We start from the raw sequence: 24,510 nt of genomic DNA, 5'->3' as shown, positions 1-24,510 counted from the left end.
TGGAAAGTTCGAAGGCCCCCTCACATTTCCTGATTACAGAATAACATCCCTTCCTGAAGTGTACTTAAAATAATCTGTGTCCGTTCTCTGAACAATTTCATGAAAAAAGCACCGGTTTTTGTACCGATGCTTTTTACAATATCACTTTGAAACGGATTGCATTTCCGCCGGAGCGCTTTGCTTCTATTCTGCCGCCATGGGCTTCCGCGATAGCCTGCGCCATGGACAGCCCGATTCCTGTGCCGCCGGTATTGTATGACCGGGATTCATCCACACGATAAAACCGGTCAAACAGCCTGTCCGGGTCAACGGTTTCCGGCAGCGTACAGGTGTTGTATACTTCAATACAATTCCTTCCCATTCTGCGGTAAATGTCCAGGCGGATTTCCCCTTTTTCATCAGAATACCTTACTGCATTGTCCAGCAGAATGGAAAGCATCTGCTGCACCGCGCTTCGGTCTCCGTGGAAGGAAAGCCCTTCCTCTATGTTCTGCCGATATCGCTTCTCTTTCGCTTTCGCAAGTGCTGCAAAAGGTTCCGCCGTCTCCCATGCGGCATCGCTGAGGGAAAATGCCGCCTTTTCCGGAAAAGGTACTTCTTCGTCCAGCCTGGACAGGGCCACCAGATCTCCCACCAGTCGGGTGAGTCGTACCGTCTGCTTCTGAATATGGGCGATCCACTCATCTCCCTCGTGCTCCATCGCCGCAATATCCGCGCTGGTGGCAATGGAGGCAAGGGGCGTTTTCAGCTCATGTCCGGCATCTGTAATAAAACGCTTCTGCCGCTCAATATTCCTTGTATAAGGACGGATAGCGTATCCTGACAAAATCAGAATCAGCGCAAAAACCGCCGCCAGGCTGATGAAGCCTGTACACAGTGAAATGAACAGCAGAGAACGCATAAAGTGCAGATCATTTGACACATTCAAAAATAAAATGGTAATCCCGGTGTCCTCCATGCTGACCAGATAGCGATACTCTCCATGATATCCCTTTTCCCTGCCCATTGCCAGAATTTCTTCCGCATAGACCCTGGCTGTCCCGTCATCCACCGATGAAATGTGGTCTCTGGATATTTTCTGCACTTTCCCGGAAAAGTCACAATGTACGACGAAGAAACGGGTGGTGAATTCCGCCTCCGGTCCCCTCCCGGGCATCTCTTCCGCAGGCGGAAACTTTCTCTCAGGCCGCCCATGGTCCATTCGCTCGTATCTCAGAAGATTCTCAATCTGCCTGTCCTGCATGGCCGCAGTCTGGAAATAGCTGGTCACATTGATACCTGCCGCCACAGCCAGCATAACCGCACCAAAGGCGGCCATAGCTGCCAGAATAAATCTCCTGCGCATCTTTTTCAGCATTTAACTTCCTCCAGAGAATAGCCTGCGCCGCGGACCGTTCTGAGCTCAACACAACATTCCAGCTGCTTCATCTTTTTCCGCACAAACCCTATATATGTCCAGACCACACTGATATCCGCCTCCGAATCCTGCCCCCATATCTTATCCATCAAATGCTCCGTGGAAAAGACATAATTCGGATGTCTCATAAACAATTCCGTCACCTGGAATTCTTTGTTGTTCAGCCGAACCGCTTTCCCTGCGCAGGACAGTTCATAGCGGTTGCAGTCCAGCTGCAGATCTCCAAAGGACAGAAGCAGATCCGCATATCCCGCATTTCTTCGGGAGAGCGCCTTCACTCTGGCGATAAATTCTCTTGTGGCAAACGGCTTCGGAAGATAATCATCCGCGCCGGCTTCCAGCCCTGCCACCCGATCCTCAATCTCCGCTCTGGCCGTCAGCATCAATATGGGGACAGCTGATCGCTCTTTCCTGATCTGCTTCAGCACTTCCAGTCCGCTGACTTCCGGCATCATAATATCCAGGACAAGCACATCATATTCCGTGCTGTGAAAGCATTCCAGCGCCGATAAGCCGTCATGAACCACATCAACGGTAAATTTGTTCTTCTCCAGCAGATACTTCAATCCTCTGGCCAGTTCCTCCTGATCCTCCGCAATCAAAATGCGCATACCGTTCACGCTTCCACAAAATCTTCACGCATGGGGGAAAAAATGTCCAGCAGAATCCCTTTCTCCAGGCAGACACAGCCATGAGGTACCGAGTCCTTTTTCAACATGCTGTCCCCAGGCCCCACAATCTTTTTAACACCCCCGATTTCAAACTCAAATCTGCCGGAAACCACATAGGTAATCTGGGTATGCGGATGCTGATGCAGGGCTCCCACAGCCCCCTTTTCAAAAGAATTCTCCACGCACATCAGTTCGTCCGTATATGCCATAATCCGGCGTTTTACCCCCGGCGCACACTCTTCCAGGTCGATTTCACCGTTATAATTCCATATCTGATTCTTTATACTTTTCATCCTGACCTCCTGCTTTCTCTCTGATTTAAGCGAATGGGTTCCTGCAACTGTTCAGAAGGACCACCGAACGGTTACGAATTCTTCACATCAGCACAGTATACCTTTACCTTTGCTGTATTCCTGGAAGAGAAATACACTCTGTCTCCCTTATGATTATAAATGGCATGGGGATGCGCATCCTGCCCAAGCCAGTCGGACTCATGTCTGCAGAGCGGAATCCAGGTGATCTCCTTTTTCTCCCAGTCCACTTTCTGCACGGATATGTACTCCCCATCCTTTTTATGCGGATCCGGTCCGTTATCTGTGGAATTTTCCCGGACTTTTTTGATTTCATCCGGAAATTTGAAATATCCGTCACATACCAGGTTGCCCTCATGGTCCATCGTAAAATGTCCATATGCATTGTATTCCGAAGGAAGAGGGATTTCACTGTACTCCATACTGCGGATATCAAGTCTTCCCACAAAGGCAGGCCCGCCGGCCAGCGCGCCGTGATAAATGACATAATTGCCGTCATCGCTCCACATTTCATGACAGACCCAGTCATCTGCACGTCTCTCCCCTGAGGGCGTGCGCAGACGTATGTGATTTTTGCCGTCATAAAGCCACATTCGTCTGATTCCGCAGTCAAAGCTCGCCCATTCGTGGTTATACATAATCTTATCCGGATCCTTTGGATGAAACTGTACATGCGTAATCCAGCAGTCAGGAACCGTCACCCGTTTCAGTTCCTCCCCGGTGTGCGTGTCATAAACATGGAGATAAGAATTCAAATGCTCCTCCTGTACTCTGCCGTCAATATCATAGATTGGACGCTGATCCAGGCCATATCCTTCCGTCTCCGGATCATAATCCAGGCATCTGCCGTCTGTGGTGGGAATACAGAGCAGATTTCCATCCCGACTTACATGGGAGAATGCGGTCATCTGACCGGAGGGGATCTGATTCAGAATCTGAATCTGCCCATCCATTCCAACCTTACAGATGTCATTCCCCTGAATATAATACACAATGTCCCTTTCCGCATCCAGACATACGCTGGCTTTCCCAAGTCCTTTTTCCGGATTCCCGTTAAAGTATACATAGGACTTCAGACAGCCCTCCGTGTTCTGTGATAATTGTCGGATTTCCCCGGTCTCAAGATCCTTTACGATTACGTTAGGGCTTCCCTGACTGTCACAAATCATATATATTCTTTTGTCGTCTGCTGACAGAGAAGAACTGGTAAAATACAGCAGCTGGGTATTATACTCTTCACTTCCCCAAACAAGCTGCTTTTCCTGAAGGCATTTCTGATTCATAATCCGCTCCTTTCATTTCGGGATTTACAAAATTGTAATTGGAAGTTACTCGTCCTTTGGTCTTGGACCATTTGGCAGAGGTTTTCCATTTTTATCTCGGTTAATAGGAATGGCTTTCAGATGAAATTGTATACAGCCATCAGCACATGGTATATTCATTTCATATTTTTCCTTTTCACCTCTATATGTAAAATCACCACCACATCGGATAACTTCACACCATGTGTATACTTTTATCATTGTTTTAGGACACATTCCAGCAGGACATTCATATGAAAAGACAAATTTATCTCCTTTTTCCAATCCAAGCCGACAGTGTCCTGCTTTTCCCTCTATCGCTGTTAATTCAAATTGCCAATCTTCAGTACACCATTTTTGCATACCAATAATCTCCTTGTGAACTTTATTATATACAAAACGCCCCAAAACAGCAATGCAAATATGTGTGTTAATTTACCGCAGTATCTCTGCCAATGCGATTACTGGGCTTCGGAAAAAAGAAAAAGAATCCGCCTCAGCTTACTGAGAACCCGGATTCTTTCAATATGCTGGTGGCCGGACTTGAACCGGCACGGGGTTGCCCCCGAGGGATTTTAAGTCCCTTGCGTCTGCCTATTCCGCCACACCAGCGCGACGCTGTTACATTACGCATAACCCTGCACATGCTCACCGTCATGTGCAAATGGATGGAGGTGGATTCGAACCACCGAAGCAATTTGCAGCAGATTTACAGTCTGTCCCCTTTGGCCACTCGGGAATCCATCCATGCAGTCAGATATCTTCTGACCATGAAAAATTGTAGCATAGATTCCTGTGTATTGCAAGGATTTTTATCGGCTGAACCCAAAAATATATTTGTGCGTCAGCGGAATCTTCTTTTTTGGAGACTGCAGCTGCCCGCCCTTGACATAATAGATATTCATGTTATAATTTCAACAACCATTTCCAAAGCAGCCTTCCCTATATCATGCCGCTCCACAGCGCATGACAGTTGAAAGGCAGCTACCCTCATTTATCTGGAGCAGGACAACCTTGAAAAATATATTAATCATCGACGACGATATTTATATAGGTAACGCGCTGGAAGAAGCGCTGACCAGAGAAGGTTACGGAGTCATCCGGGCCTACTCCGGGACAGAGGCGCTGCTTCTCCTGTCTCATACCAGGCCGGACCTTATTCTCCTTGACCTGATGCTGCCCGGACTGAGCGGGGAAGAACTGCTTCCCTGTCTCAAAAGGGAAGAAAATTCTCAGGAAATTCCCGTCATTGTGGTCAGCGCCAAAAACGATGTTCCCGATAAGGTGAAGCTGCTTCTGGACGGCGCTGCCGATTATGTCACAAAGCCTTTTGACATGAAGGAGCTCCTGGCCCGGATTGTGGTACAGCTGCGCAGTCAGCCTGTCTCTGCCTGCATTTCCTGTCTCTCTTTCCATGAGCTTACATTGCATACGGACACCCATCTTGTCACGGCGGGCGGCGAGGAGGTCAGGCTGACCAGAACCGAATATGCCATTTTGAAGCTGCTCCTCCGGAATCCATCCCAGGTTATCACCAAATCGGTACTGCTGGAACGCATCAGTGAAGATACGCCGGACTGTACAGACAATTCCCTGAAAATGCATGTCAGCAATCTGCGCCGAAAGCTCAGAGAACTCACCGGGAAGGATTACATCGAAGCGGTCTGGGGAATCGGCTTCAAGCTCAGAACTTCCTGAGAACGTAAAATATCTTTACCTTATCTTTACCGGTTTCTTTATCGGTTTCTTTACCATATCCGTTTATTATAAGCTTCATAGTCAGCCCCCCGGCAGGCCTGCCGGGAACCGCATATGAAAGTTCCCCGTCACGAATTCCCCGGGTGGCTGCAGAACGTTTATCAGGAGGTATCATCTATGGAATATTGTTTACAGACATCCGCCCTGCAGAGACAGTACGGACATTTCAAGGCCTTAAATGGCCTGTCCATGAATGTACCAAAGGGTGCAATCTATGGATTTGTAGGCAAAAACGGCGCCGGCAAAACGACCCTGATCCGCTTAATCTGCGGTCTTCAGGCCCCCTCTTCCGGCAGTTACACGCTCTATGGGAGGAAAAATACCGATAAAGAAATCTTGAAATCCCGCCGGAGAATGGGAGCGATTGTGGAAACCCCGTCTATATATCTGGATATGACTGCAGAAGAAAATATGAAGCAGCAATATCGCATTCTGGGTCTTCCGTCCTACGACGGCATCGACGATACACTGACGTTAGTAGGACTCGGGAAAACCGGAAAGAAAAAAGCCGGGCACTTCTCCCTGGGAATGCGCCAACGGCTGGGAATCGCTGTTGCGTTGGCCGGTGCCCCGGATTTCCTGGTGCTGGACGAACCGGTGAACGGACTTGATCCCCAGGGTATCATTGAGATCCGGGAGCTGATTCTGAAGCTGAACCGGGAACGACAGATAACGGTTTTGATTTCCAGCCATCTGCTGGATGAACTGTCAAAGCTTGCCACTCATTACGGCTTTATCGACAGTGGAAGAATCGTGAGGGAAATGAGCGCGGAGGAGCTGGAAGCCGCATGTAGAAAATGTGTCCGGATGGAGGTCAGCGACACGAAAGCGCTGGCCCTTGTGCTTGACCGGCAGAAGCTGGATTATGAAATCCTCTCCGACAGAGATGCCAATGTGTATGCGAAAATAAATGTATCTCAGCTTACCCTCGCTCTGCAGGAGGTAAACTGCGAAGTGTTTTCTCTGAAGGAAAACGATGAAAGTCTGGAAAGCTTCTACGTAAGTCTGGTTGGCGGCCCGCATACTGCTTTCACAGCAAAATAAAGCCTGCTTGTCTGCGAGGTGCATAAATCATATATTCAGAAAGGTGGTTACTCATAAATGAACAAATTATTATCTTCCGGATTCTCCCGGCTGAAACGTGATAAAATATTCTGGGTTTCTATCGTCGCTCTGCTGGCCTATTCCATCATATATATGCTGAACGGCTGCAGGCAGTCCCTGTCCCGTGAAATGGCCGAATTCAACTACTCTCTGGATGTCTATTATTTTCATTACGGGCTGTCCATCGGGTTGTTCTGTTCCGTGTTTACCAGTATCTTCCTGGGCGTCGAATACCAGAATGGCGCAATCCGGAACAAACTGATCGTCGGACATACACGTACGGCAATTTATCTGTCGAATCTGCTGGTCAGCTTTACCGCATCCATTTTCATGCTGCTTGCCTGGCTCATCGGCGCCCTGGTGGGAATTCCCTTTCTGGGCACATGGAAAATGGGGCCGTTGCTTCTGCTCTATCTGCTGATCAGTGTTTTATTTATGGCGGCTTTCAGTGCCATTTTTACGTTTATCGGCATGCTGACCTCTTATAAAACCATAGCTCAGATATTTTCCCTCCTGTTCTTTTTCGCCTTGCTGTTGGGTGGAAGTATGCTCTATGAAGCCCTGCAGCAGCCCGAGATGACCAGCCCCATCCTGATGACAATGGATGGAATGCAGATAGCCGATCCTGTGCCCAATCCTTCCTATGTCACCGGGCCATTGCGATCCGTGTATGAATTCCTGGTGGATCTCCTCCCCACAGGCCAGGGAATTCAGTTGTTCGATCTGAATATCCGGCACCCTCTGCGCATGATTCTGTCCTCTCTGGGGATTACCGCAGGTGTGACTGCAGTTGGCATCCGGATTTTCCAGAAAAAAGATTTGAATTGAGAAAAAGCTGTTCAAACAATTGCTGAAAAGTTATGGAAGGATATAGTGATATCATGAATCTGCATTGGCTCTGGGGTGTCGTCGGAATATTTTCTGTTGTCATTTTGGTTCTGCTGATAAAGCTTTTCCTGCTGCGAAAAGCGGCGAAAGAAATTCAGGAGGGCTTCAGGGACAGGCTTACTGCCGATACCAATACTTTGATCGACGTCTCCACCGGCGATAAAGTCATGCGGAGCCTGGCGGCTGCCGTCAATCGGGAGCTGGCCCGGCTGCGCACCCAGCGCCGCCTGTATCAGCATGCAGATACAGAGCTGAAAAGCGCCATCACCAATATTTCTCACGATCTGCGCACACCGCTCACCGCCATTTACGCCTACCTTGCGCTTCTGGAACAGGAGGAAAAATCTGAAGCCGCCGGCCGCTACCTGGAAATCATCCGCGGGCGTGCCGATCTGCTGAAGACATTGACGGAAGAGCTATTCCAGTATTCCGTGCTCCTTTCTCCCAAAGAGGAGCTCCATATAGAGCCCCTGAGCCTGGGCGAAGTGCTGACCGAAAGCATCGCCTCCTTTTATGCCCCCCTGAAGGAGCATTCCATAACGCCGGACATACATATCACCGGCGAAACAGTCCTCCGCAGTCTTGACCGGGCCGCGCTCTCCCGGATTTTCTCCAACCTCCTGGGCAACGCAGTCAAATACAGCCGGGGAGATTTGGAGATCACGCTGAGCGAATCCGGTGAAATTACCTTTTCCAATTCCGCTCCCGACCTGGATGAAATCGAAATCGGCAGGCTCTTCGACCGGTTTTACACAGTGGACTCCGCCAGAAAGTCCACCGGTCTGGGGCTGTCTATTGCCCGTACGCTGGTAGAACAAATGAATGGAAAAATATGGGCCGAATCCAAAAGCGGCCGTCTGGCTGTCCATATCCGCTTCTGAGCAGACTGCAGTCAACACATAATACTGTCAAAACTGTATCGGGTCCACTTCCGGTGTAAGTGCTTTCATCTCATATTCCGGGAAACTGTCAATAATCTCTTCCAGGCACTGCGCGGTATCATAGTGAATGTCATGGGCAAGCATCACCACCTTTTTGCGTCCCAGTGCACTGTTCACCGCATTCTGTACCAGCCCTTCCGGAGTGGAATTTTTCACCGCGTCCTCCAGACTGGCATTCCAGTCATAGTAGATGTATCCCTTCTCGGTCATTTTTTCAATAATTTCCTTATAGACAGTCTTGTTATAGGCATTTACGCTGCCGCCGGGAAAGCGGAACAGCTTCACCTCCACGCCCGTCACCTCATACACCGCATCACAGGCCTCCTGAAAATCTTCCAGATAGCTGTCCACACTTTTATAAAGCTTCTTATAATCATGATTATTGCAATGAACCCCGATCGTATGACCTTCTTCCACAATTCTCCGGGCTACGTCGGGGTGCTTTCTCACATTTTCACCCACCACGAAAAAGGTGGCCCGGATATTCCGCTCCTTTAATATGTCAAGAATCGCCGTAGTATTGTCCTCGGAAGGCCCGTCATCGAAGGTCAGATACATCGTCTTCGGATGGAAATACAAATCAATTCCCTGTGCCATTCCCTCCGCCAGTTTCTCCTGATATGCATCCGAGCTGAGCGCCTGTCTCTCCGCACTGTTGGACAGAAATCCCGTCTCTATCAGGCAGGCGGGCACAGAAGTCTCTCTGACCACATACAACTCATCTGTGGCTTTCGCCTCTCTGTCGAAAGCGCCTGTCTTCTCCACTGCCCCGTTATGTATCAGCTGTGCCAGGCGACGGCTTTCCTCCCTGTCCTCATAATACCATGTCTCAATGCCGCTGACAGTCTCCTCCGACTCTTCACAGGCATTCTGATGAATACTGACATATATGTCAGCTCCAGAATTCCCCGCTTTCTCCACCCTCTCCTCCAGAGACATCTGCGTCCCATGGTCTTCCCGAATCAGCAGTGTCTCAAAGCCCAGTCCCTGCAGCTTTCCGGAAAGCCTCTGCGCCAGCGCCAGATTCACTTCACTTTCCATGACGCCATCCCTGCTGCAGCCCTCATCCTCTCCGCCATGTCCCGCGTCAATGGCAATAAGAGGGACAGCAGGTTCCGCCTCCTCTGCAAGCCTGACAAGGTCACCGGGATTGACGGCAGCAGGTTCCCCCAGAATCTCCTCAGGCAGTTTTTCCTCCGCAAGCTCTGACATGCTTTCCGACGCCAGCAGATCAAAAAAGATAAAGTCAATCACGCAGTAAAATATACCCAAACAGGCAGCAGAAAGTGACAGAAATGTCAGAAGCAGAACAGTGGCCCTCTTTATACCACGTTTTCTGCGGGCCACAGCCCTTCTGTCGTGAGGTGCCACTCTCACCAGCCTCACTTCTCCTGATGCATGTCTTCTGTTAGCCTGTCTGCACATATGATGCCCTCTCTTCCTCCGAATCCTTAAGCCCGATCCGCTTTCCACTACCGCCACGTAAAAAGCCCCCTCATTGCTGTTATATACAGCATACGAGGGAGCCTCATCATATTGACATCCTTTTTGTATATAAATTTCATCTTTTTTCCATCAAAGTTGCATCTTACGCTTATCCCCCTGGACAACAGAAATGTATTGTGACAGTATTGTCATATATCTTTTATCCCCTTCTCCTCACCTGGAAATCTTCAGATACAGTTCATTAATCCCTTCATAGAACCCGATGGTCACAACAGTATTATCTTCCTCCATCCCGACAAAACTGTATTTCTTAAAATAAGGAGTGTTTTCCGACAATGGGTTGGTATTCTCATATTCCTGCGGTTCTCCCAGTCCCATATACTCCGCCCAGGCTGAGACAATGCTGTCCGCATCCACCATAGACCAGGAAGTGATATCCGTTCTGACATAAAATTCATACAGTTTCCCTGTATCTGCATCCACATAGGCATCCAGCAGCCGGTTCGCCTTATCGGCATTCTGCAGAGCGGTACCGAGATCAATTTTCCACACCAGCACATTATTCCAGGGCTCCGGCACATCAAATGCGGAATACAGCACTGCATTGTAGGAGGACTCCGACAGCTCCCTCACCCCCTCCGGCAGAATGCCCAGCTCTTTCAATTCCTGAACTGCCTGATTACAGAGCGTGATCCCCCTGCTCTCCGACGGTTCCTGTCCGGAAGAATCCTTTCGGTTTGCCACAAAGGCATAGTTCCCCGTGAACTCCTGGTAATCCGGTTCTGTCCTGGTAAGTGCATTTTGCTCGCTCTCCGGCAGTACCTGACTGTTCAGGCATTTAGATAATATATACACCTTATCGTTATTGCTCAGGGAATAGCGATACCCTTCCGCCCCCATTGCCGTCTCCTGGGTCTGAATCTGGTTCAATATTCCCCTGTCGCGGTAGCGGGCCAGCTCCTCGGGCCCCCACACTGCAAGGCCTACAATAATTCCCGCCAGAGGAAGCAGAAACAGACTAAGTCTGCCCCATTTCTTTAAATTCATCCGGCTCTGCCCCTTTGCCTCCCTGTTCTGTTCTGCCATTGTCCTTCTCAGCTTCATCTATTCCGCCTTTGCGTTCCCCTTCCTGTGCTGTCCTGCCGTTTTCCGTTTTCCGATCACACTCTTCTTTCCCCGCAACTTCCATTTCCCGTCTGCACTCTTCCTTTCGACTGCCTTCCTCTTCCCGGGCACTCTCAGCTTTCCGACCGCTCTCTGTGTTCTGCCTGTTTTCCTCCGCCCGGCCGGGCTCTTCTTCCTGCCTGTCCGGTATCTCAAAGCTGATGATGGTTCCCTCTCCCACCTTGCTTTCTATGAGCAGCTCACTTTCATGCAGACGCAGAATCTCCACACAGAGCGCCAGACCCAGACCGGCACCATTCTTACTGCGGGATCTGGACTTGTCTACCATATAGAAAGCCTCCGTGACTTTCTTCAGCTCCTCCTCGGGAATCCCCACGCCATAATCTTTCACACAAAAGGCATAGGCATTCTCCCGTCTCTTGCCGTACACTTCCACCAGTCCTCCTTCACTGGAGGCCTTGCAGGCATTATCCACCAGATTCAACAATACGGATTTCAGCAGATTCCCCTCTGCATACACCGTCCCTTTTCCAAAGGATATCCTGAGCTTCTGTTCCGTATTTCCGGAAAACATGCTTTTCAGATAGTCAAAAAGGGATTTTGCCGCTATCGGCTGACGCTCTATGGTATCCCTTTTCGTCACAATGATATCCAGCAGGCGAAAGGACATATTTTCCAGCCTCTTGCCCTCGGTGTAAATATAATTGGCAGACAGAAAATGCTTCTCCTCATCCAGTTTCCTGGATCTGAGCAAATCCGCATATCCTATGATAGCGGTGAGAGGTGTCTTCAGCTCATGGGCAAAAGCGGCGATAAAATCCTCTCTGGCTCTCACTTCTTCCCTCAGCTCACCGATGGTGGCCTCCAGTTCGTTGGCCATGCTGTTGAAATCCATGGTCAGCTGGCCCAGCTCGTCACTGCTGATCTGCCTGGCCCGGTAACTGTAATCTCCCCCGGCCATTTTCCTGGTAGCATGCGTCAGAAACCGAATGGGTTTGGTCAGCCAGGTACAGATCAGAAACATAATCACGGAACTGCAGAGCAGCATAGCCAGAGTCACCTGCCTGTAAACGGAGAATCCCAGCGTCCGCTCTTCGAATACCTCCGTCACATCCTCCAGTGTCTCCAGATACATATTCCGGTCCAGCGCATTTACCATGATGCCCGTATGTATGTAATAATGCTCCCCCAGAGGAATCACCTGCCAGATTCTGGTATCCTCCGTTATCTGCTGCAGAAGCGCGGTGTCCTCCGGAAAGCCGTTGCTTACGAAGAGAACCTTCTTCTCCTCATTGGACAGACGCAGGAAACGCCCTGACCCCTGCCCGCTGCTTTCCAGCCTGGAGCCAATCTGTTCCACAGCAGTGTCCTGAAGCACATTGTACTTTGTAGGAATATTCAGCGCCGCTGTCTCAAAGGCAAACCGCAGAATGCTGCTGTCATCCATCGCCTGAGAAACCTCCCTCTCCAGAGAAGTCTCGAAGACGGAATTGACGAACAGATAGCCGCTGAGCCCGAAAGCAGCCGCCATAATGATAATCGTCCACAGAAGTATCTTGTATACAAACTTCATAATCAGATCTCCAGACGGTAGCCGATCTTATATACCGCCACCAGATTCTCTTCCCAGCCCATCTTCCGGCGCAGTCTCTGCACATGCAAATCCAATGTCCGGCTGTCTGCCAGATACTCATCTCCCCAGACCTTTTCATACAGATTCTCCCGGAAAAGCGCAATATTTTTATTGCTGATAAACAATACCAGAAGGCCGTATTCCTTATTGGTGAGCACAATCTGCTTCCCCGCCTTCGTCACCTTCCGGGCATCCATGTCCACCACCACATCTCCTGCCGTGAGAACACTTTCTGTCTTGTTATAACGCCGCAGCACCACTTCCACCCTGGCCACCAGCTCCACCACGTCAAAGGGCTTCACCAGATAGTCTTCCGCTCCCAGCTTCAGCCCCTTCACCCGGTCCTTGACCTCGTGCTTCGCGGTAATAAAAATCACAGGGATTTTCAGCGGACGAATATACTCCATAATGTCATAGCCGTCCGCTCCGGGCAGCATGATATCCAGCAAAATCAGATCAAAATTCTCCGTCTCAATCATATCAATTGCCTTCAGTCCGTCCTGCACCGTTTTACAGTAATACCCCGCCGCGGACAGATTAATGTCAATCAGGTCACAAATCGGCTTTTCATCGTCTACAATCAGTATCTTAATCATTCTTCTTTCGGCCACCCCCAATAATCTCTGATGATTTCCACCAGCTCTCCTACCGTATCCTCTTCCGTACACTGATAGGTCTCTGCAAAGTCCGTATCTTCCGCGAAACCGTCCGTACGCTGGTAATAAATAGAGCATCTTGTGTCAATGAGGAATTCCCCATCCGGTCCGGAATAACTGTATCTGGCAAGCACCACAATGTCCTTCATTCCATCTCCGTCCATATCCCTGCAGGTCATACCCTTCAGCGCATACAGATTGTCATAGTCAGCCATGGGCTGAAAGCTCCACACAATGTATCCCTGCTCATTGACCAGATAAATCATGAATATGTCATATTCCGCCATTCTGAGGACCCCCGGCACTACCCGCAGCTTCCCCTGCTTCTCAAAATTGCGGGTATAATTCTGCTCCTCAATAATCTTAAAACCGTTGTTCAGCAATTCCTTCAGTGTGGCAGCCGTATACAATATCTCTGTGGAATTCCCGTCCCGTACATAGGCCGCAATGAAATCCGCACTCTTATTCATGCTGAATCGGTTTATCTTATCGGAGATCCGCCAGTCACGGTAAAATCCGCCGTCCCTCTGGAAGAGCACATCTCCCACCTTATAGGGTTCCCCCGCATATTCTCCCGCAGCATTTTCACAGTTGGTAATCAGCACAATATCCGTGAGCCCGTCATGATTCAAATCCTGAAAGGACACCGCCGCAAGGGCCTTTGTAGGCTGTTCCAGCTTTTCCAGATACTTATAATTCGTCTCAAGCTGATCTGTCTTATAAAGCACCTTTCCGCTGCTGTCAGTAATCAGCACCGCCAGCCTGTGATACTCCTTATGCATAATGGGCAGAAAGGTTACTTCCTCCTCCCCAAAGGATTCCAGCAATACCGGAAAACTCTGGCCTTCAATACGCTCATACCCATTGGCCTCTATATCCTCCGCAGTCTCTATGGCAGCGAACTGCTCCTGGTAAATCTCATACTTCTGAACCAGTGCCGAGACTGTTTCACTCTGCGCAGAAACCTGCACAAATGGCAGCAGCCATCCGCATATACAGACCAAATATAAAATGCACATCCACTTCCTGCTCACCGGTTTCTCCTTTCTCCTCACGACGCAGCTTCCGTCACCCGGAGGGCCTGCCTCCGAAATTGCAGCTGTTCCGTCATCAGCCGGACTATTGCCGAAAGCCTCCATAGTCCCCAAAAGTTCCCGCCTGTAATCTGTTTTGCATACATACAGTGTCAGTATAAGCTATCATTGCATCATTTTTGCTACAAATTATCCCGCAAAACATTTCGTAAAAATATCTTCCGCATTTTTATACAATATTTTTCCCGTATCCTCCTCCGACAAGTTTTCTCCCAGCACTGCCTGCACATACATCCGCGGGTTGCAGATGGGATAGTCTGTTCCGAAAATCAGTTTATCGGCCCCTGCCATTTCAACGCCTGCCCGAAGCATCCCGTACCGAAACAGCCCTGTCCCCGACAGATCCAGAAAGGCATTCCCATATTGCGCCAGCCGTTCCAGATGCTGCAGGTACACATCCCGCCCTCCCGGATGTGCTGCCACGAAAATCACATCGGGATGTGCTTTTATCATCCTGGTCATCTGCTCCTGCTGCTCCGTCATTGTATGATAGCTCACCGCCATATGATACCTGCCCGCGGCCTCCAGAAGTCTGTGAAATCCGTCACAGTCATAATCGCATCCATACTGCGCCCAGCCGTGACTGTACGGAACAAGTTCCCCAATCAGCCGGATGCCGGCTTCATACATAAAAGCCATCTCCTCCAGCGACTCCTCCGGAAATGCAGGGTGAATGTGAAAGCCGGGAATGTAAAAATCTCCATAAATATCACGAATTTCCAGTGCCTTTCGATTCAGCTCTCTCAGCTGGGCAAATCCCCTGTCCGTTTCATAAGGCCTCGCGGAAATCACAGAACCGCAGATACCCGTAATTCCTGCCTGTTCCAGATCCGCCTTCGCCTCCTGCATGGACATTGGGGCAAAATCTTTATACATACAAAGGTTTTGCTCCTCCGTAAGATAAGGGTGGGTGTGAAAATCTATTATCTTCATAATTTCTCCTTTGTCCGTTTCAACGGACAGCCTTCTACGCAGCTTTTCAGCTTTTAAAAAGAATCATATTTCATTATATCCCATTCGCCACTCCTGTTACAATCTTATTTAATATTTAACAGCTGTTCCGTTTTCTTTTATCCTGTTATCATTGAATTACCGGTCTCACAATGTTATACTGGAATACGAAAAAAAATGGAGAGTATTATCTGAAATGAAGAAAGATCTGACTCAGGGAAATGTAACCAAAAACATGCTTCTGTTCGCAGGTCCCATGATACTGGGAAACCTGCTGCAGCAATTTTATAATATAGCAGACACCTTAATCGTGGGCCGCTTTCTGGGTCCGGACGCATTGGCGGCAGTGGGCTCTGCCTATACCTTAATGACCTTCCTGACCTCCATCCTCATCGGTATGTGTATGGGCAGCGGCGCCCTTTTTTCCTACTATTTCGGGAAAAAAGAGAACAAAAAAATGAAGGACTGCATGCAGCTTTCGTTTCTGCTCATCGGCGGTGTGACGCTTCTCCTGAATTTTCTGGTCATGTTGTTTTGTCGTCCCATTCTGCGGCTTTTGCAGGTTCCGGATCAGTTGATGGAGATGATGCATACTTATGTATGGATTATTTTTATGGGAATCTTCTTCGTATTCCTATATAATTATTTCGCCTATCTTCTCCGGGCCGTGGGTAATTCCGTGGTGCCGCTGTACTTCCTGGGCAGCACAGCTGTGCTGAATGTAGCGCTGGATCTGATTTTCGTGGTTGTGTGCAGATGGGGGATTGCCGGAGCGGCGGCCGCCACCATAATTGCGCAGGCAGTGTCCGGGCTGGGGCTTGCGGCTTATACCTGGATCCGGGAACCGAACCTGCGCTTTCCCCTGCGGCTCTCCTCTCCTGAAAAGGGCGCCGCCGGAGAAATCCTGCGCTTCTCTTTCTCATCTTCCGTCCAGCAGTCCGTGATGAACTTCGGCATCCTGATGATTCAGGGCCTTGTGAACAGCTTCGGTCCGGAGGTAATGGCTGCCTTCGCGGCGGCCGTGAAGATTGATTCTTTTGCCTACATGCCCGCCCAGGAATTCGGCAACGCCTTTTCTCTCTTTATCTCCCAGAATCACGGAGCGGGCGAAAAAGGCAGAGTACGGCAGGGAATGCGCAGTGCTGTCCGAATCTCTCTGCTTTTCTGCGCGGTCATATCTCTGCTGGTATTTGTATTCGCCCCGTATCTGATGCTGCTCTTCGTCAGTCCGGAAGATGTGAATATTATCGCCACAGGAGCCGGATACCTGCGTGTGGAGGGAGCATTCTACTGTGGAATCGGTATTCTGTTCCTGTTATATGGGTATTACCGGGGAGTCAACCGGCCTGAAATGTCACTGGTTCTTACCATTATCTCTCTGGGCACCAGAGTCCTGCTGGCCTACATACTGGCTCCCATCCCCCAGATCGGTGTGGTGGGCATCTGGAGCGCCATTCCCATCGGGTGGATTCTTGCGGATGTGACAGGAATTCTGTATCTGCGACGACTGGAAAAGGGCCACACTTTTACAGGCCCCACAACAGAATAGTATCATTTATGGACCGGACCTTCCCACAACGTAAAAAGGACAGCCATGGGGTGACTGCCCTTTTTAGAGAAGGTATTTCTTATGGGGTATAGCAAAAAACTATATAATGTATTGGGGGTTACGAGTATTATAATACCATTGAATCCCCATTCTGCCAATTCTCAAAAGTAACAAAATTAACAAAAAACGAAGTGTTGTTTTGTGCATCTTGTATATGGGCATTTCTTTGACTGCCAGATACCTGCCCACAGAATTGCGCTGTGGCCCTGCTTTGCCCATTACTCCAGGGCTGTAAAAAGTGCCTCGAACTCCTCCCGGCCAATCCGTTCCTTCTGCAGAAGCAGCTCCGCACAGGTATGAAGCACTTTTTCCTGTGCCAGAATTATTTCCCTTGCCTTGGCATAGCAATCGTCAATAATGGCCTTCACCTCTCTGTCAATCTCACCTGAGACAGCCTCGCTGTGAGCTTTCGCATGTGCAAGGTCCCGGCCGATGAATACTTCCTCGTCATCATCGTCATAACAGATTACGCCGATATTCTCCGACATACCGAATCGTGTCACCATTCTGCGCGCAACCTTTGTGGCCTTCTTGATATCACTGGAAGCCCCTGTGGTAATATCTCCGAAAATGATTTCCTCCGCAATCCGTCCCCCCAGAGACACCATAATCTGCTGAAGCATCTGCCCCTTTGTCATGAACATTTCATCCTTCTCCGGAAGGGGCATGGTATACCCTGCGGCACCTACTCCCGTGGGAATGATGGAAACCGTATACACCGGTCCCACATCCGGCAGCACATGAAACAGAATGGCATGACCGGCCTCATGGTAAGCCGTAATCCGCTTTTCCTTGTCGGAGATAACCCGGCTCTTTTTCTCGGTGCCGATGCCCACCTTCACAAAAGCCTTTTTGATATCGTCCTGGGCCAGGAAACCCTTCCCCCCTTTTGCCGCGTTGATGGCCGCTTCATTCAGCAGATTCTCCAGATCCGCACCTGTAAAGCCCGCCGTGGTCTGCGCCACCTGCTTTAAATCCACATCCTCCGCCAACGGCTTGTTCCGGGAATGTACCTTCAGAATGTCTTCCCTGCCTCTGACATCCGGCGTCCCCACCGTTACTTTTCGGTCAAACCGCCCGGGGCGCAGAATAGCCGGATCCAGAATGTCCACTCTGTTAGTCGCCGCCATGACGATGATACCCTCATTGACGCCGAAGCCATCCATCTCCACCAGCAGCTGGTTTAAAGTCTGTTCTCTCTCATCGTGGCCGCCGCCCATACCGGTACCCCGCCGTCTGGCCACTGCGTCTATCTCATCTATAAATACAATACAGGGAGAATTCTTCTTGGCTTCCTCAAATAAATCTCTCACACGGGAAGCGCCCACACCCACAAACATTTCCACAAAATCCGAACCGGAGATGCTGAAAAAGGGAACTCCCGCTTCCCCTGCCACGGCTTTGGCAAGCAATGTCTTACCGGTTCCGGGTGGTCCTTCCAGCAGCACGCCCTTGGGAATTCTGGCACCCACCTTCGTGTATTTGCCCGGCTCCCTGAGGAAATCCACAATCTCTTCCAGTTCTTCCTTCTCTTCCGTCAGTCCTGCCACCTGGACAAATGTGATACTCTTGTCACCCATGGACAGTCTGGCCCGGCTCTTGCCGAAGTTCATCATCCTGCCGCTTCCGTTGTTGGCATTCTGGGCATTCACCATCATAAAGAGGAAGACCCCCACCGCCAGCACAATCAGCATGGGAACCAGCGTGGTCAGCACCCATCCCTCTCTGGGCACATCCTTCACCTGCGGGTCGAAACCATAGGATCTCACCAGCTTCTCCGCCTCCACGATATCCGTCACATAAAGCTTCATATCGGATCCGTTTGTCAGTTCTACCCGCAGATACCCTGTGGGCACCTCGCTGTTCGGATTGATTACCACCTCGGTAACCTTTTCCGCTTCCATATCGTTGATGAATCGCTCTCTGGTATATTCATCATCCGCGCTGTTTAAGGTGGTCAGAATGGCCACTCCCATCAGGAGAAGCAGAATAAAAAGAAAATATGAATTGAATCCTCTACTGTTTTGCCTCAACTTGCAAGCCTCCTATTTACATCACTTCTGCCGTGGGTATCCTTCCCACCCGGATAAATCCGTTTTGTCTATTCCTCTTCGGAATCAAATTCCACCACACCGATATAGGGCAGGTTGCGATATCTCTGGTCATAATCCAGCCCATAGCCCACCACAAATTTATCCGGAATCTGAAAACCGGTATAATCCACATCCACATCCACCACACGCCTCTCCGGCTTGTCAAGCAGAGTGCACAGCCGCAGTGTCTCCGGTCCCCGGGCCCACAGCATTTCCAGCAGATAGCTCAATGTTCTGCCGCTGTCCACGATATCCTCCACCACCAGCACGTCCTTGCCCCTGATCGGCTCATCCAGATCCTTCACAATCTTGACCACACCTCCGGACTTCGTGCCGCTGCCATAGCTGGACACAGCCATGAAATCCAGTGACACCGGCACAGTGATTCTCTTGGCCAGCTCACACATGAAAAAACTTCCGCCCTTCAGCACACAGATCAAATGTACCTGCCTGCCCGCATAGTCCCTGCTGATCTGCTCCCCGATCAGCTGAATCTTCGCATCTACTTCTTCCTCTGTCAAAAGTACCTTAATGTGTTCCGACATTTTCATCCTCCGTTCCGCGTTCTTCACAGCCTCTGCATAATTTTACCTGTAAAATACGTTTTGTATTCCCGTCTACCTTAAAATATTCGCTGATTCGCCGGCCCACCAGCCACAGGATATGGTTTCCTGCCGCCAGAACCGGGATTCTGTCTCTCAGCTGCTGCGGAATTTTCTCCGTGACCATATATTTTTTCAGAGATTTATGAATCATATTGCCTTTTCCGTCGGCAATCGTCAGAAAATCTCCCTGCATACGGGAACGAATAACAAGAGATTCTTTTATTTTATCATAATCAAACCATTTCGTATACCGGTTTCCGGGAACTTCCTGTTCTTTTTTTGCAGATATCCCCTGAAATTCCATTTTCCCCCATTCTCCCAAATTATAAACGGCAGGCCGGACAAAAATTTCTTCTGTCAGCGACACCTTTTTCACCGGCGTCATGTCCTTTTCCAAAGCACCTTTTTCCGGAATTCCCCTGTCCGCCTCTTCTCCCCTCTCCAGCGTCACCTCCCCATACTGTCTCCGGACCGTGATTCCAAAAGGCAATCTGATTCTCCGGTGCTCACTTCTGAGGAATAAGTCCCGTGTGTCACTGATATGTCTGAAAGAAATGTCTTTTCCCCGGGGAGACAGACGACAGAGCAATTCATACAGCATTCGTTTCTGCAGCGCTGGATGAAACTGCAGAAATGACTCCACATCCACTGTGTACCCGCAATATTTCCTGCTCCCGTCTCTCCCTTCAGGCGCCTTTCCGTTTCCTGCCTCCTCAGACGATTTTCTGTCTTCTCTCTCCTCCTCTGACAGCTTTGCTTTTTCCGCCTGCCTTTCAGGGATTCCTTCCTCCGGCTCCACGCACGCACACAGTGCCTCCCGGGTCTGCAGCTCCAGAAAGCCTTCCGTCTCCCGCAGCAACTCTGCCGTCTGTGCCATATGCGCTACTGTGCCTTCCGCAATTTCATGCTCCGCATAAGGCAGAATATGATGGCGGATCCGATTCCTTCTGTATTCATCCCCGCTGTTGGTACAGTCTGTGCGCCACGCAATTCCCCTCTCCTCCAGGTATGCCTCTATCTCTTCCCGCTTAAGGCACAATATGGGCCGTATAATCTCCCTTCCTTCCCCGTCCGTTCTCACCGGTGCAATTCCGCTCAGCCCCTTTATTCCGGTGCCACGAAACAAATGGAAAAGCATGGTCTCCGCATTGTCGTGACTGTTATGGGCCACTGCAATCTTAGCGCCGCCCAGCTTTTCCGCCGCCTGCCGAAATGCCTCATATCGAATTCGCCTCCCGGCGTCCTCCTCCGAACACTTCTCCTCCAGAGCCCGCCTGTGCACATCCGCAACCGTCAGCAAAAAGGGAATCTCATTCTCTCTGCACAGCGCTTCCACATACCGCGCATCTTCTCCCGCTTCTCTGCGGAGCCCGTGATTCACATGTACCACGGTCAGCGAAAGCGGCATTTTTTCCCTGTAGGAAAGTAACAGAAATAAGAGGCAGACTGAGTCCGCCCCTCCGGAAACACCTGCCACAATTTTCTCCCCGGGTACAATCATATGGTGCTCTTCCAGATATGCAAACACCTTTTTTTCCGTCTTTTCCCTGATCTTCATATGACAAATCTTAACCTATAAATCAGGAAAAGTCAAATATCAGGTCTCCCAGATACCGATTACGCCGACGGTCATGTCATCACGGATTCTGCCTCCGCCGGCACGAATCGCAATGCGGAGCAATCGGTCCGCTATTTCTCCGGGATTGCTGTCCTGTACCCCGGCAACGGCATCCAGCATCAATTCCGCATCATTTTCTCCCCCGAAGGCATCCACCACACCGTCGGAGACCATAATCAGATAATCTCCATCCTGAAGCATCTTACATACCGGCTGAATTTCCACCTGCTGGAAAACCCCCAGTGGCAGATTTCCGGTAATCAGCCGTTCCACTTCCTCCGGTCTCTTCAAAAAGGTAACCGCGCCGCCCACCTTTCTCAGCTCACAGTTTCCCGTATACAGGTCGATATCACAGATATCCAGTGTCGGATGATTGTCATCCTCTCCCGCCGCAAATAATGCCGTATTCACCATATTGATGGCAGTATCGGTGCCGTAGCCGGCCTCCAGCATTTTTTCCATCAGGTCAAGTACTTTCCCGCTCTCTCTGTCTGCCTTCTCCCCGGAACCTGTGCCGTCGGACAGCATCACTGTCACCCTGCCCTTTTCCGCCTCCAGAACAGTATAATTGTCCCCGGAAACCGTTTCCGTCTCCTTCACCGCCCTGGAGAATCCTGTGAGTACCAGAAAGCCTGCCTCTTCCTCCAGGATAAAGCTCTGAGGAACCGTTTCCACCATATAAGGGCTGGACGCAGATGGCGCAAAACGCCTGTCCATCAACACGGAGATCATATCCGCGGCATCTTCTGCGGATACCTTTGCATTTCTCTGTGTGCTCATGGTGAGCACAAGGGCTTTCCGTCCGTCTTCCCGGGGCAGATAACATGGCCCCTCCACATGAATCCCTTCCTCCGCCAGCGCCTGAACCAGCATGCGTTTCTTCCTCCCTTCCATAGGAGAGAACTCCAGCACTTCACAGGCCGCCTCGGTCATAATCTTCGCCATTTCCGTTAAGTGTCCGCTGATAATCTGTCCGTTTTCCCACAGACGCCTCTCCATCAGAAGTGTTTCGCGGGAACCCTGTTCCGGTTCGAATTCCCTGTCATAGCTTCTGGCCAGCTCCTGAAAGCTGTCCGCATAATTTAAAAGTTTACGTCTGCACAGATCGGATATCTGTGCCGTCTGCAGTTCCCTGACCTCCCCTTTGTGCCAAATCACTCCAACTCACACCTTTCCGCCGCCGGTTTTCGTCAGACTCCGTTCCTTCCGCCGGAATCGAAATCTGCCTCGTCTGTCACAGCAGTACCTATTATAGGAATGCACAAACTGATTTTTTGTCAAAAGTACGTACCTTTCCCCTTAAAGTTTTACGACAAAAAAAGCGGAAGCTTCACGCTCCCGCCTAATTTTCCTGTTTAAAGAGAATCTCATCTTCATAGACAAGTCCCAGCTTCTCTCTGGCAACATTTTCAATATAACCCTTCGTCTGAACTTCCTTTGCAAATTCCTGGATTTCAAGGGCTCTGCGCTTCTCAGCCTCTATCTGACTGTCCAGCAGCGCTGCCTCCCCGGCTTTGGCATTGATCTTACTCTGCAGTTCCATGCTTCCCACCTGCACCAGTATCAGAATCATCACCACCACCAATGAGACCAGAAACATACTGAAACGGTTCTGACTTTTTCTGCGATATGCAATTCTTCTTCGTCTTGCCATGTTTCTGCCCTCCTGTCCGTATGTCCGGTATCCGTTTTCCTGCGGCTTATACCTGACTGCCCCGGTTACGCTTTCAAATTTATTTTAAGCACTTTCAGAGAAATCGTCAACTTATTTTTTATCCGTCTTTTCATACGTCCCGCCAGTCTGCGCATACGTCCGCCGGTTCTGTGCAGTCCCCGTCCGGCTTTCCCGCAGACAAAGCCAAATGGTTTGAACAGCCATCTCAGTATCTTCCAGAAGCATTCCAGCAGCCTGTTCAGCAGTGCGGACACATATTTTACAAAAAGCGGGCTTATCAGTTTCCTGTAGAGAAACATTCCCGTCAGCGCTCCGATCACGGCAAACCACCGCAGTGTGCCGTCGCTTTCGTAATACATCAGCAGGAACACCTTCGTTCCGCTGTATATCCAGAATGCCAGATCTTCCACCGATATCAGGAAAGTTCCATGGGGCGCTACCCTGCGGAATATCCGCAGAAGATCATATACATATGTGATAAAGACGCCCATGATAAAGGAATGCAGGAGAAATTGGTTTTCGTTTGCCATATTGTCACCGGAATAATCTGCTCAGCAGCGATTCGTTTTTATGTCCGGAACTCCCTGCATCGGAATAGGTAAAGCTGTCAATCCGGCCGTCTATATCCACTTCTCCCTTTTCCAGCGTAAGCCTGCTGACATGAAGTTCATCTCCCTTTATCATCAGCATGCCCTGCTCGGTCTCCAGAAGAATCTCATGTATATCAAAGGAAAGCACATCGTTCACACCATTGATCATGCAGCTCCTTCGATTTGTCATTGCCACCTTATGTATCCGTGCGCTTCCGCTTAAATCCTCCATAAGCCCCTCCTTCCATCCTGAATAAGTATATGAAGGATGGAAGGAAAAAAGAACCGTCTACAGATAACGGAACATTTCTTTGGCCTCTTCCTTTCTCACAGTTTCCTGTACACTCAGAACTTCCACCTTCACCTCCCTGTTGCCGAAGGAAATCGTAATGGAATCTCCGGGCTTTATATCCGCAGACGCTTTCGCGGGTCTGCCGTTTATCATTACACGTCCGGCATCGCAGGCCTCATTTGCCACGGTCCGGCGCTTTATCAGTCTGGACACTTTCAGATATTTGTCCAATCTCATTGCAATACCTCTCTCTTTCCTGAACCTTTTTCCGCCATATACAAAACCCGGCCTCTCCTTCATAACAGGTATGATGAGAACAGCCGGGCCTCACGCTTTCTTCTGAACAATGTCAGCTGCAGCTTATTATGCGTTTACCATATCCTTTAAAGCTTTGCCAGCCTTGAACTTGGGAGCCTTGGAAGCAGGAATCTGAATGGTCTCCTTCGTCTGAGGGTTTCTTCCGTCTCTGGCCTTCCTCTCGGATACTTCGAAGGTGCCGAAACCTACCAGCTGAACCTTTCCACCATTCTTCAATTCATCGGCAACCACGTCTGTGAAAGCCTTCAGTGCCTTCTCGGCATCTTTTCTGGAAATTCCAGCCTGCTCAGCTATAGCTACCGTCAATTCTGTTTTGTTCATATCGAACTCCTCCTATACGAGTTTTCATTTTTGTACATTTCGTTATTTTCCCTGTGAAACGTCTAAATATATATATATATGGTTTTCCCGGGT

Annotated in this window: 25 protein-coding genes and 2 tRNA genes; 5 read left to right on the top strand and 22 right to left on the bottom strand. The window is 49.8% G+C overall.

Annotated elements, in window-relative coordinates; all coding sequences use genetic code 11:
* Positions 1 to 133: 133 nt before the first annotated feature.
* The 7 genes from NSB25_RS18315 to NSB25_RS18285 form a co-directional block, all read right to left on the bottom strand.
* A complete protein-coding gene (locus NSB25_RS18315; protein WP_103240879.1) occupies positions 134 to 1,357 on the bottom strand; it encodes a sensor histidine kinase in 1,224 nt (407 codons plus the stop codon).
* Positions 1,351 to 2,028 (bottom strand): response regulator transcription factor, encoded by a 678-nt coding sequence (locus tag NSB25_RS18310; protein WP_103240965.1) that lies wholly within the window; start codon positions 2,026 to 2,028, stop codon positions 1,351 to 1,353. Before NSB25_RS18310 ends, NSB25_RS18315 begins: the two co-directional genes overlap by 7 nt.
* Positions 2,029 to 2,033: 5 nt before the next feature.
* On the bottom strand, positions 2,034 to 2,381 hold the full coding sequence (locus tag NSB25_RS18305; protein WP_103240880.1) for a cupin domain-containing protein: 348 nt from the start codon (positions 2,379 to 2,381) through the stop codon (positions 2,034 to 2,036).
* Positions 2,382 to 2,452: 71 nt separating this feature from the next.
* Positions 2,453 to 3,682, bottom strand: a complete 1,230-nt coding sequence (locus NSB25_RS18300; RefSeq protein ID WP_103240881.1) for a hypothetical protein — start codon at positions 3,680 to 3,682, stop codon at positions 2,453 to 2,455.
* A 45-nt stretch (positions 3,683 to 3,727) separates the two neighbouring features.
* On the bottom strand, positions 3,728 to 4,063 hold the full coding sequence (locus NSB25_RS18295; protein ID WP_103240882.1) for a hypothetical protein: 336 nt from the start codon (positions 4,061 to 4,063) through the stop codon (positions 3,728 to 3,730).
* 165 nt (positions 4,064 to 4,228) lie between these two features.
* Positions 4,229 to 4,312, bottom strand: a tRNA-Leu gene (locus NSB25_RS18290).
* Between the two features lie 53 nt (positions 4,313 to 4,365).
* Positions 4,366 to 4,447: transfer RNA gene (locus NSB25_RS18285), tRNA-Tyr, on the bottom strand.
* Positions 4,448 to 4,714: 267 nt separating this feature from the next.
* On the opposite strand from NSB25_RS18285, the gene NSB25_RS18280 reads away from it, so the two are divergent.
* From NSB25_RS18280 to NSB25_RS18265, 4 genes are all read left to right on the top strand, one after another.
* Positions 4,715 to 5,398, top strand: coding sequence for a response regulator transcription factor (locus NSB25_RS18280; RefSeq protein ID WP_207656172.1), 684 nt, complete (start codon positions 4,715 to 4,717; stop codon positions 5,396 to 5,398).
* A 177-nt stretch (positions 5,399 to 5,575) separates the two neighbouring features.
* Positions 5,576 to 6,502 carry an ATP-binding cassette domain-containing protein gene (locus tag NSB25_RS18275; RefSeq protein ID WP_103240885.1) on the top strand — a complete coding sequence of 309 codons (927 nt, stop codon included), beginning with the start codon at positions 5,576 to 5,578 and terminating at the stop codon, positions 6,500 to 6,502.
* A 57-nt stretch (positions 6,503 to 6,559) separates the two neighbouring features.
* On the top strand, positions 6,560 to 7,390 hold the full coding sequence (locus NSB25_RS18270; protein ID WP_103240886.1) for an ABC transporter permease: 831 nt from the start codon (positions 6,560 to 6,562) through the stop codon (positions 7,388 to 7,390).
* Between the two features lie 32 nt (positions 7,391 to 7,422).
* On the top strand, positions 7,423 to 8,331 hold the full coding sequence (locus NSB25_RS18265) for a sensor histidine kinase (RefSeq protein WP_242982515.1): 909 nt from the start codon (positions 7,423 to 7,425) through the stop codon (positions 8,329 to 8,331).
* A gap of 27 nt (positions 8,332 to 8,358) precedes the next feature.
* Here the strand turns inward: NSB25_RS18265 and NSB25_RS18260 are convergent, their stop codons facing one another.
* The 6 genes from NSB25_RS18260 to NSB25_RS18235 form a co-directional block, all read right to left on the bottom strand.
* Positions 8,359 to 9,873: an N-acetylmuramoyl-L-alanine amidase gene (locus tag NSB25_RS18260; RefSeq protein ID WP_242982516.1), complete on the bottom strand. Its 1,515-nt coding sequence runs from the start codon at positions 9,871 to 9,873 to the stop codon at positions 8,359 to 8,361.
* A 177-nt stretch (positions 9,874 to 10,050) separates the two neighbouring features.
* Positions 10,051 to 10,941, bottom strand: a complete 891-nt coding sequence (locus tag NSB25_RS18255) for a hypothetical protein (protein WP_306817649.1) — start codon at positions 10,939 to 10,941, stop codon at positions 10,051 to 10,053.
* Complete coding sequence (locus tag NSB25_RS18250; protein ID WP_103240889.1) at positions 10,856 to 12,535, bottom strand: sensor histidine kinase; 1,680 nt, start codon at positions 12,533 to 12,535, stop codon at positions 10,856 to 10,858. The genes NSB25_RS18255 and NSB25_RS18250 overlap by 86 nt, the downstream gene beginning before the upstream one ends.
* Before the next feature lie 2 nt (positions 12,536 to 12,537).
* On the bottom strand, positions 12,538 to 13,191 hold the full coding sequence (locus NSB25_RS18245; protein ID WP_103240890.1) for a response regulator transcription factor: 654 nt from the start codon (positions 13,189 to 13,191) through the stop codon (positions 12,538 to 12,540).
* A complete protein-coding gene (locus tag NSB25_RS18240) occupies positions 13,188 to 14,390 on the bottom strand; it encodes a VCBS repeat-containing protein (RefSeq protein ID WP_416385574.1) in 1,203 nt (400 codons plus the stop codon). The genes NSB25_RS18245 and NSB25_RS18240 overlap by 4 nt, the downstream gene beginning before the upstream one ends.
* A gap of 84 nt (positions 14,391 to 14,474) precedes the next feature.
* Positions 14,475 to 15,278 (bottom strand): amidohydrolase family protein, encoded by an 804-nt coding sequence (locus NSB25_RS18235; protein ID WP_103240891.1) that lies wholly within the window; start codon positions 15,276 to 15,278, stop codon positions 14,475 to 14,477.
* A 214-nt stretch (positions 15,279 to 15,492) separates the two neighbouring features.
* On the opposite strand from NSB25_RS18235, the gene NSB25_RS18230 reads away from it, so the two are divergent.
* Complete coding sequence (locus NSB25_RS18230; RefSeq protein WP_103240892.1) at positions 15,493 to 16,845, top strand: MATE family efflux transporter; 1,353 nt, start codon at positions 15,493 to 15,495, stop codon at positions 16,843 to 16,845.
* Between the two features lie 278 nt (positions 16,846 to 17,123).
* Here NSB25_RS18230 and ftsH read toward each other — a convergent pair whose 3' ends face one another.
* From ftsH to NSB25_RS18185, 9 genes are all read right to left on the bottom strand, one after another.
* On the bottom strand, positions 17,124 to 18,938 hold the full coding sequence (gene ftsH / locus NSB25_RS18225; protein ID WP_207656173.1) for an ATP-dependent zinc metalloprotease FtsH: 1,815 nt from the start codon (positions 18,936 to 18,938) through the stop codon (positions 17,124 to 17,126).
* Positions 18,939 to 19,006: 68 nt separating this feature from the next.
* A complete protein-coding gene (hpt, locus tag NSB25_RS18220; RefSeq protein ID WP_103240894.1) occupies positions 19,007 to 19,543 on the bottom strand; it encodes a hypoxanthine phosphoribosyltransferase in 537 nt (178 codons plus the stop codon).
* Positions 19,527 to 21,161, bottom strand: coding sequence for a tRNA lysidine(34) synthetase TilS (gene tilS, locus NSB25_RS18215; RefSeq protein ID WP_103240895.1), 1,635 nt, complete (start codon positions 21,159 to 21,161; stop codon positions 19,527 to 19,529). Before tilS ends, hpt begins: the two co-directional genes overlap by 17 nt.
* Before the next feature lie 39 nt (positions 21,162 to 21,200).
* On the bottom strand, positions 21,201 to 22,379 hold the full coding sequence (locus NSB25_RS29460; RefSeq protein WP_103240896.1) for a SpoIIE family protein phosphatase: 1,179 nt from the start codon (positions 22,377 to 22,379) through the stop codon (positions 21,201 to 21,203).
* 184 nt (positions 22,380 to 22,563) lie between these two features.
* A complete protein-coding gene (locus NSB25_RS18205) occupies positions 22,564 to 22,875 on the bottom strand; it encodes a septum formation initiator family protein (RefSeq protein ID WP_103240897.1) in 312 nt (103 codons plus the stop codon).
* A 65-nt stretch (positions 22,876 to 22,940) separates the two neighbouring features.
* Positions 22,941 to 23,426, bottom strand: a complete 486-nt coding sequence (gene yabQ / locus NSB25_RS18200; RefSeq protein ID WP_103240898.1) for a spore cortex biosynthesis protein YabQ — start codon at positions 23,424 to 23,426, stop codon at positions 22,941 to 22,943.
* A gap of 4 nt (positions 23,427 to 23,430) precedes the next feature.
* On the bottom strand, positions 23,431 to 23,718 hold the full coding sequence (gene yabP, locus NSB25_RS18195) for a sporulation protein YabP (protein WP_103240899.1): 288 nt from the start codon (positions 23,716 to 23,718) through the stop codon (positions 23,431 to 23,433).
* A 57-nt stretch (positions 23,719 to 23,775) separates the two neighbouring features.
* On the bottom strand, positions 23,776 to 24,015 hold the full coding sequence (locus NSB25_RS18190) for an RNA-binding S4 domain-containing protein (RefSeq protein ID WP_103240969.1): 240 nt from the start codon (positions 24,013 to 24,015) through the stop codon (positions 23,776 to 23,778).
* A 126-nt stretch (positions 24,016 to 24,141) separates the two neighbouring features.
* The gene (locus tag NSB25_RS18185; RefSeq protein WP_103240900.1) at positions 24,142 to 24,417 is read right to left on the bottom strand and encodes an HU family DNA-binding protein; all 276 of its coding nucleotides are present in this window, start codon (positions 24,415 to 24,417) and stop codon (positions 24,142 to 24,144) included.
* Positions 24,418 to 24,510: the final 93 nt, after the last annotated feature.

The organism is Acetatifactor muris (genome assembly GCF_024623325.1).
GTDB classification, from domain to species: Bacteria; Bacillota; Clostridia; order Lachnospirales; family Lachnospiraceae; genus Acetatifactor; species Acetatifactor muris.
This window is presented reverse-complemented; position numbering and strand designations above follow the sequence as displayed.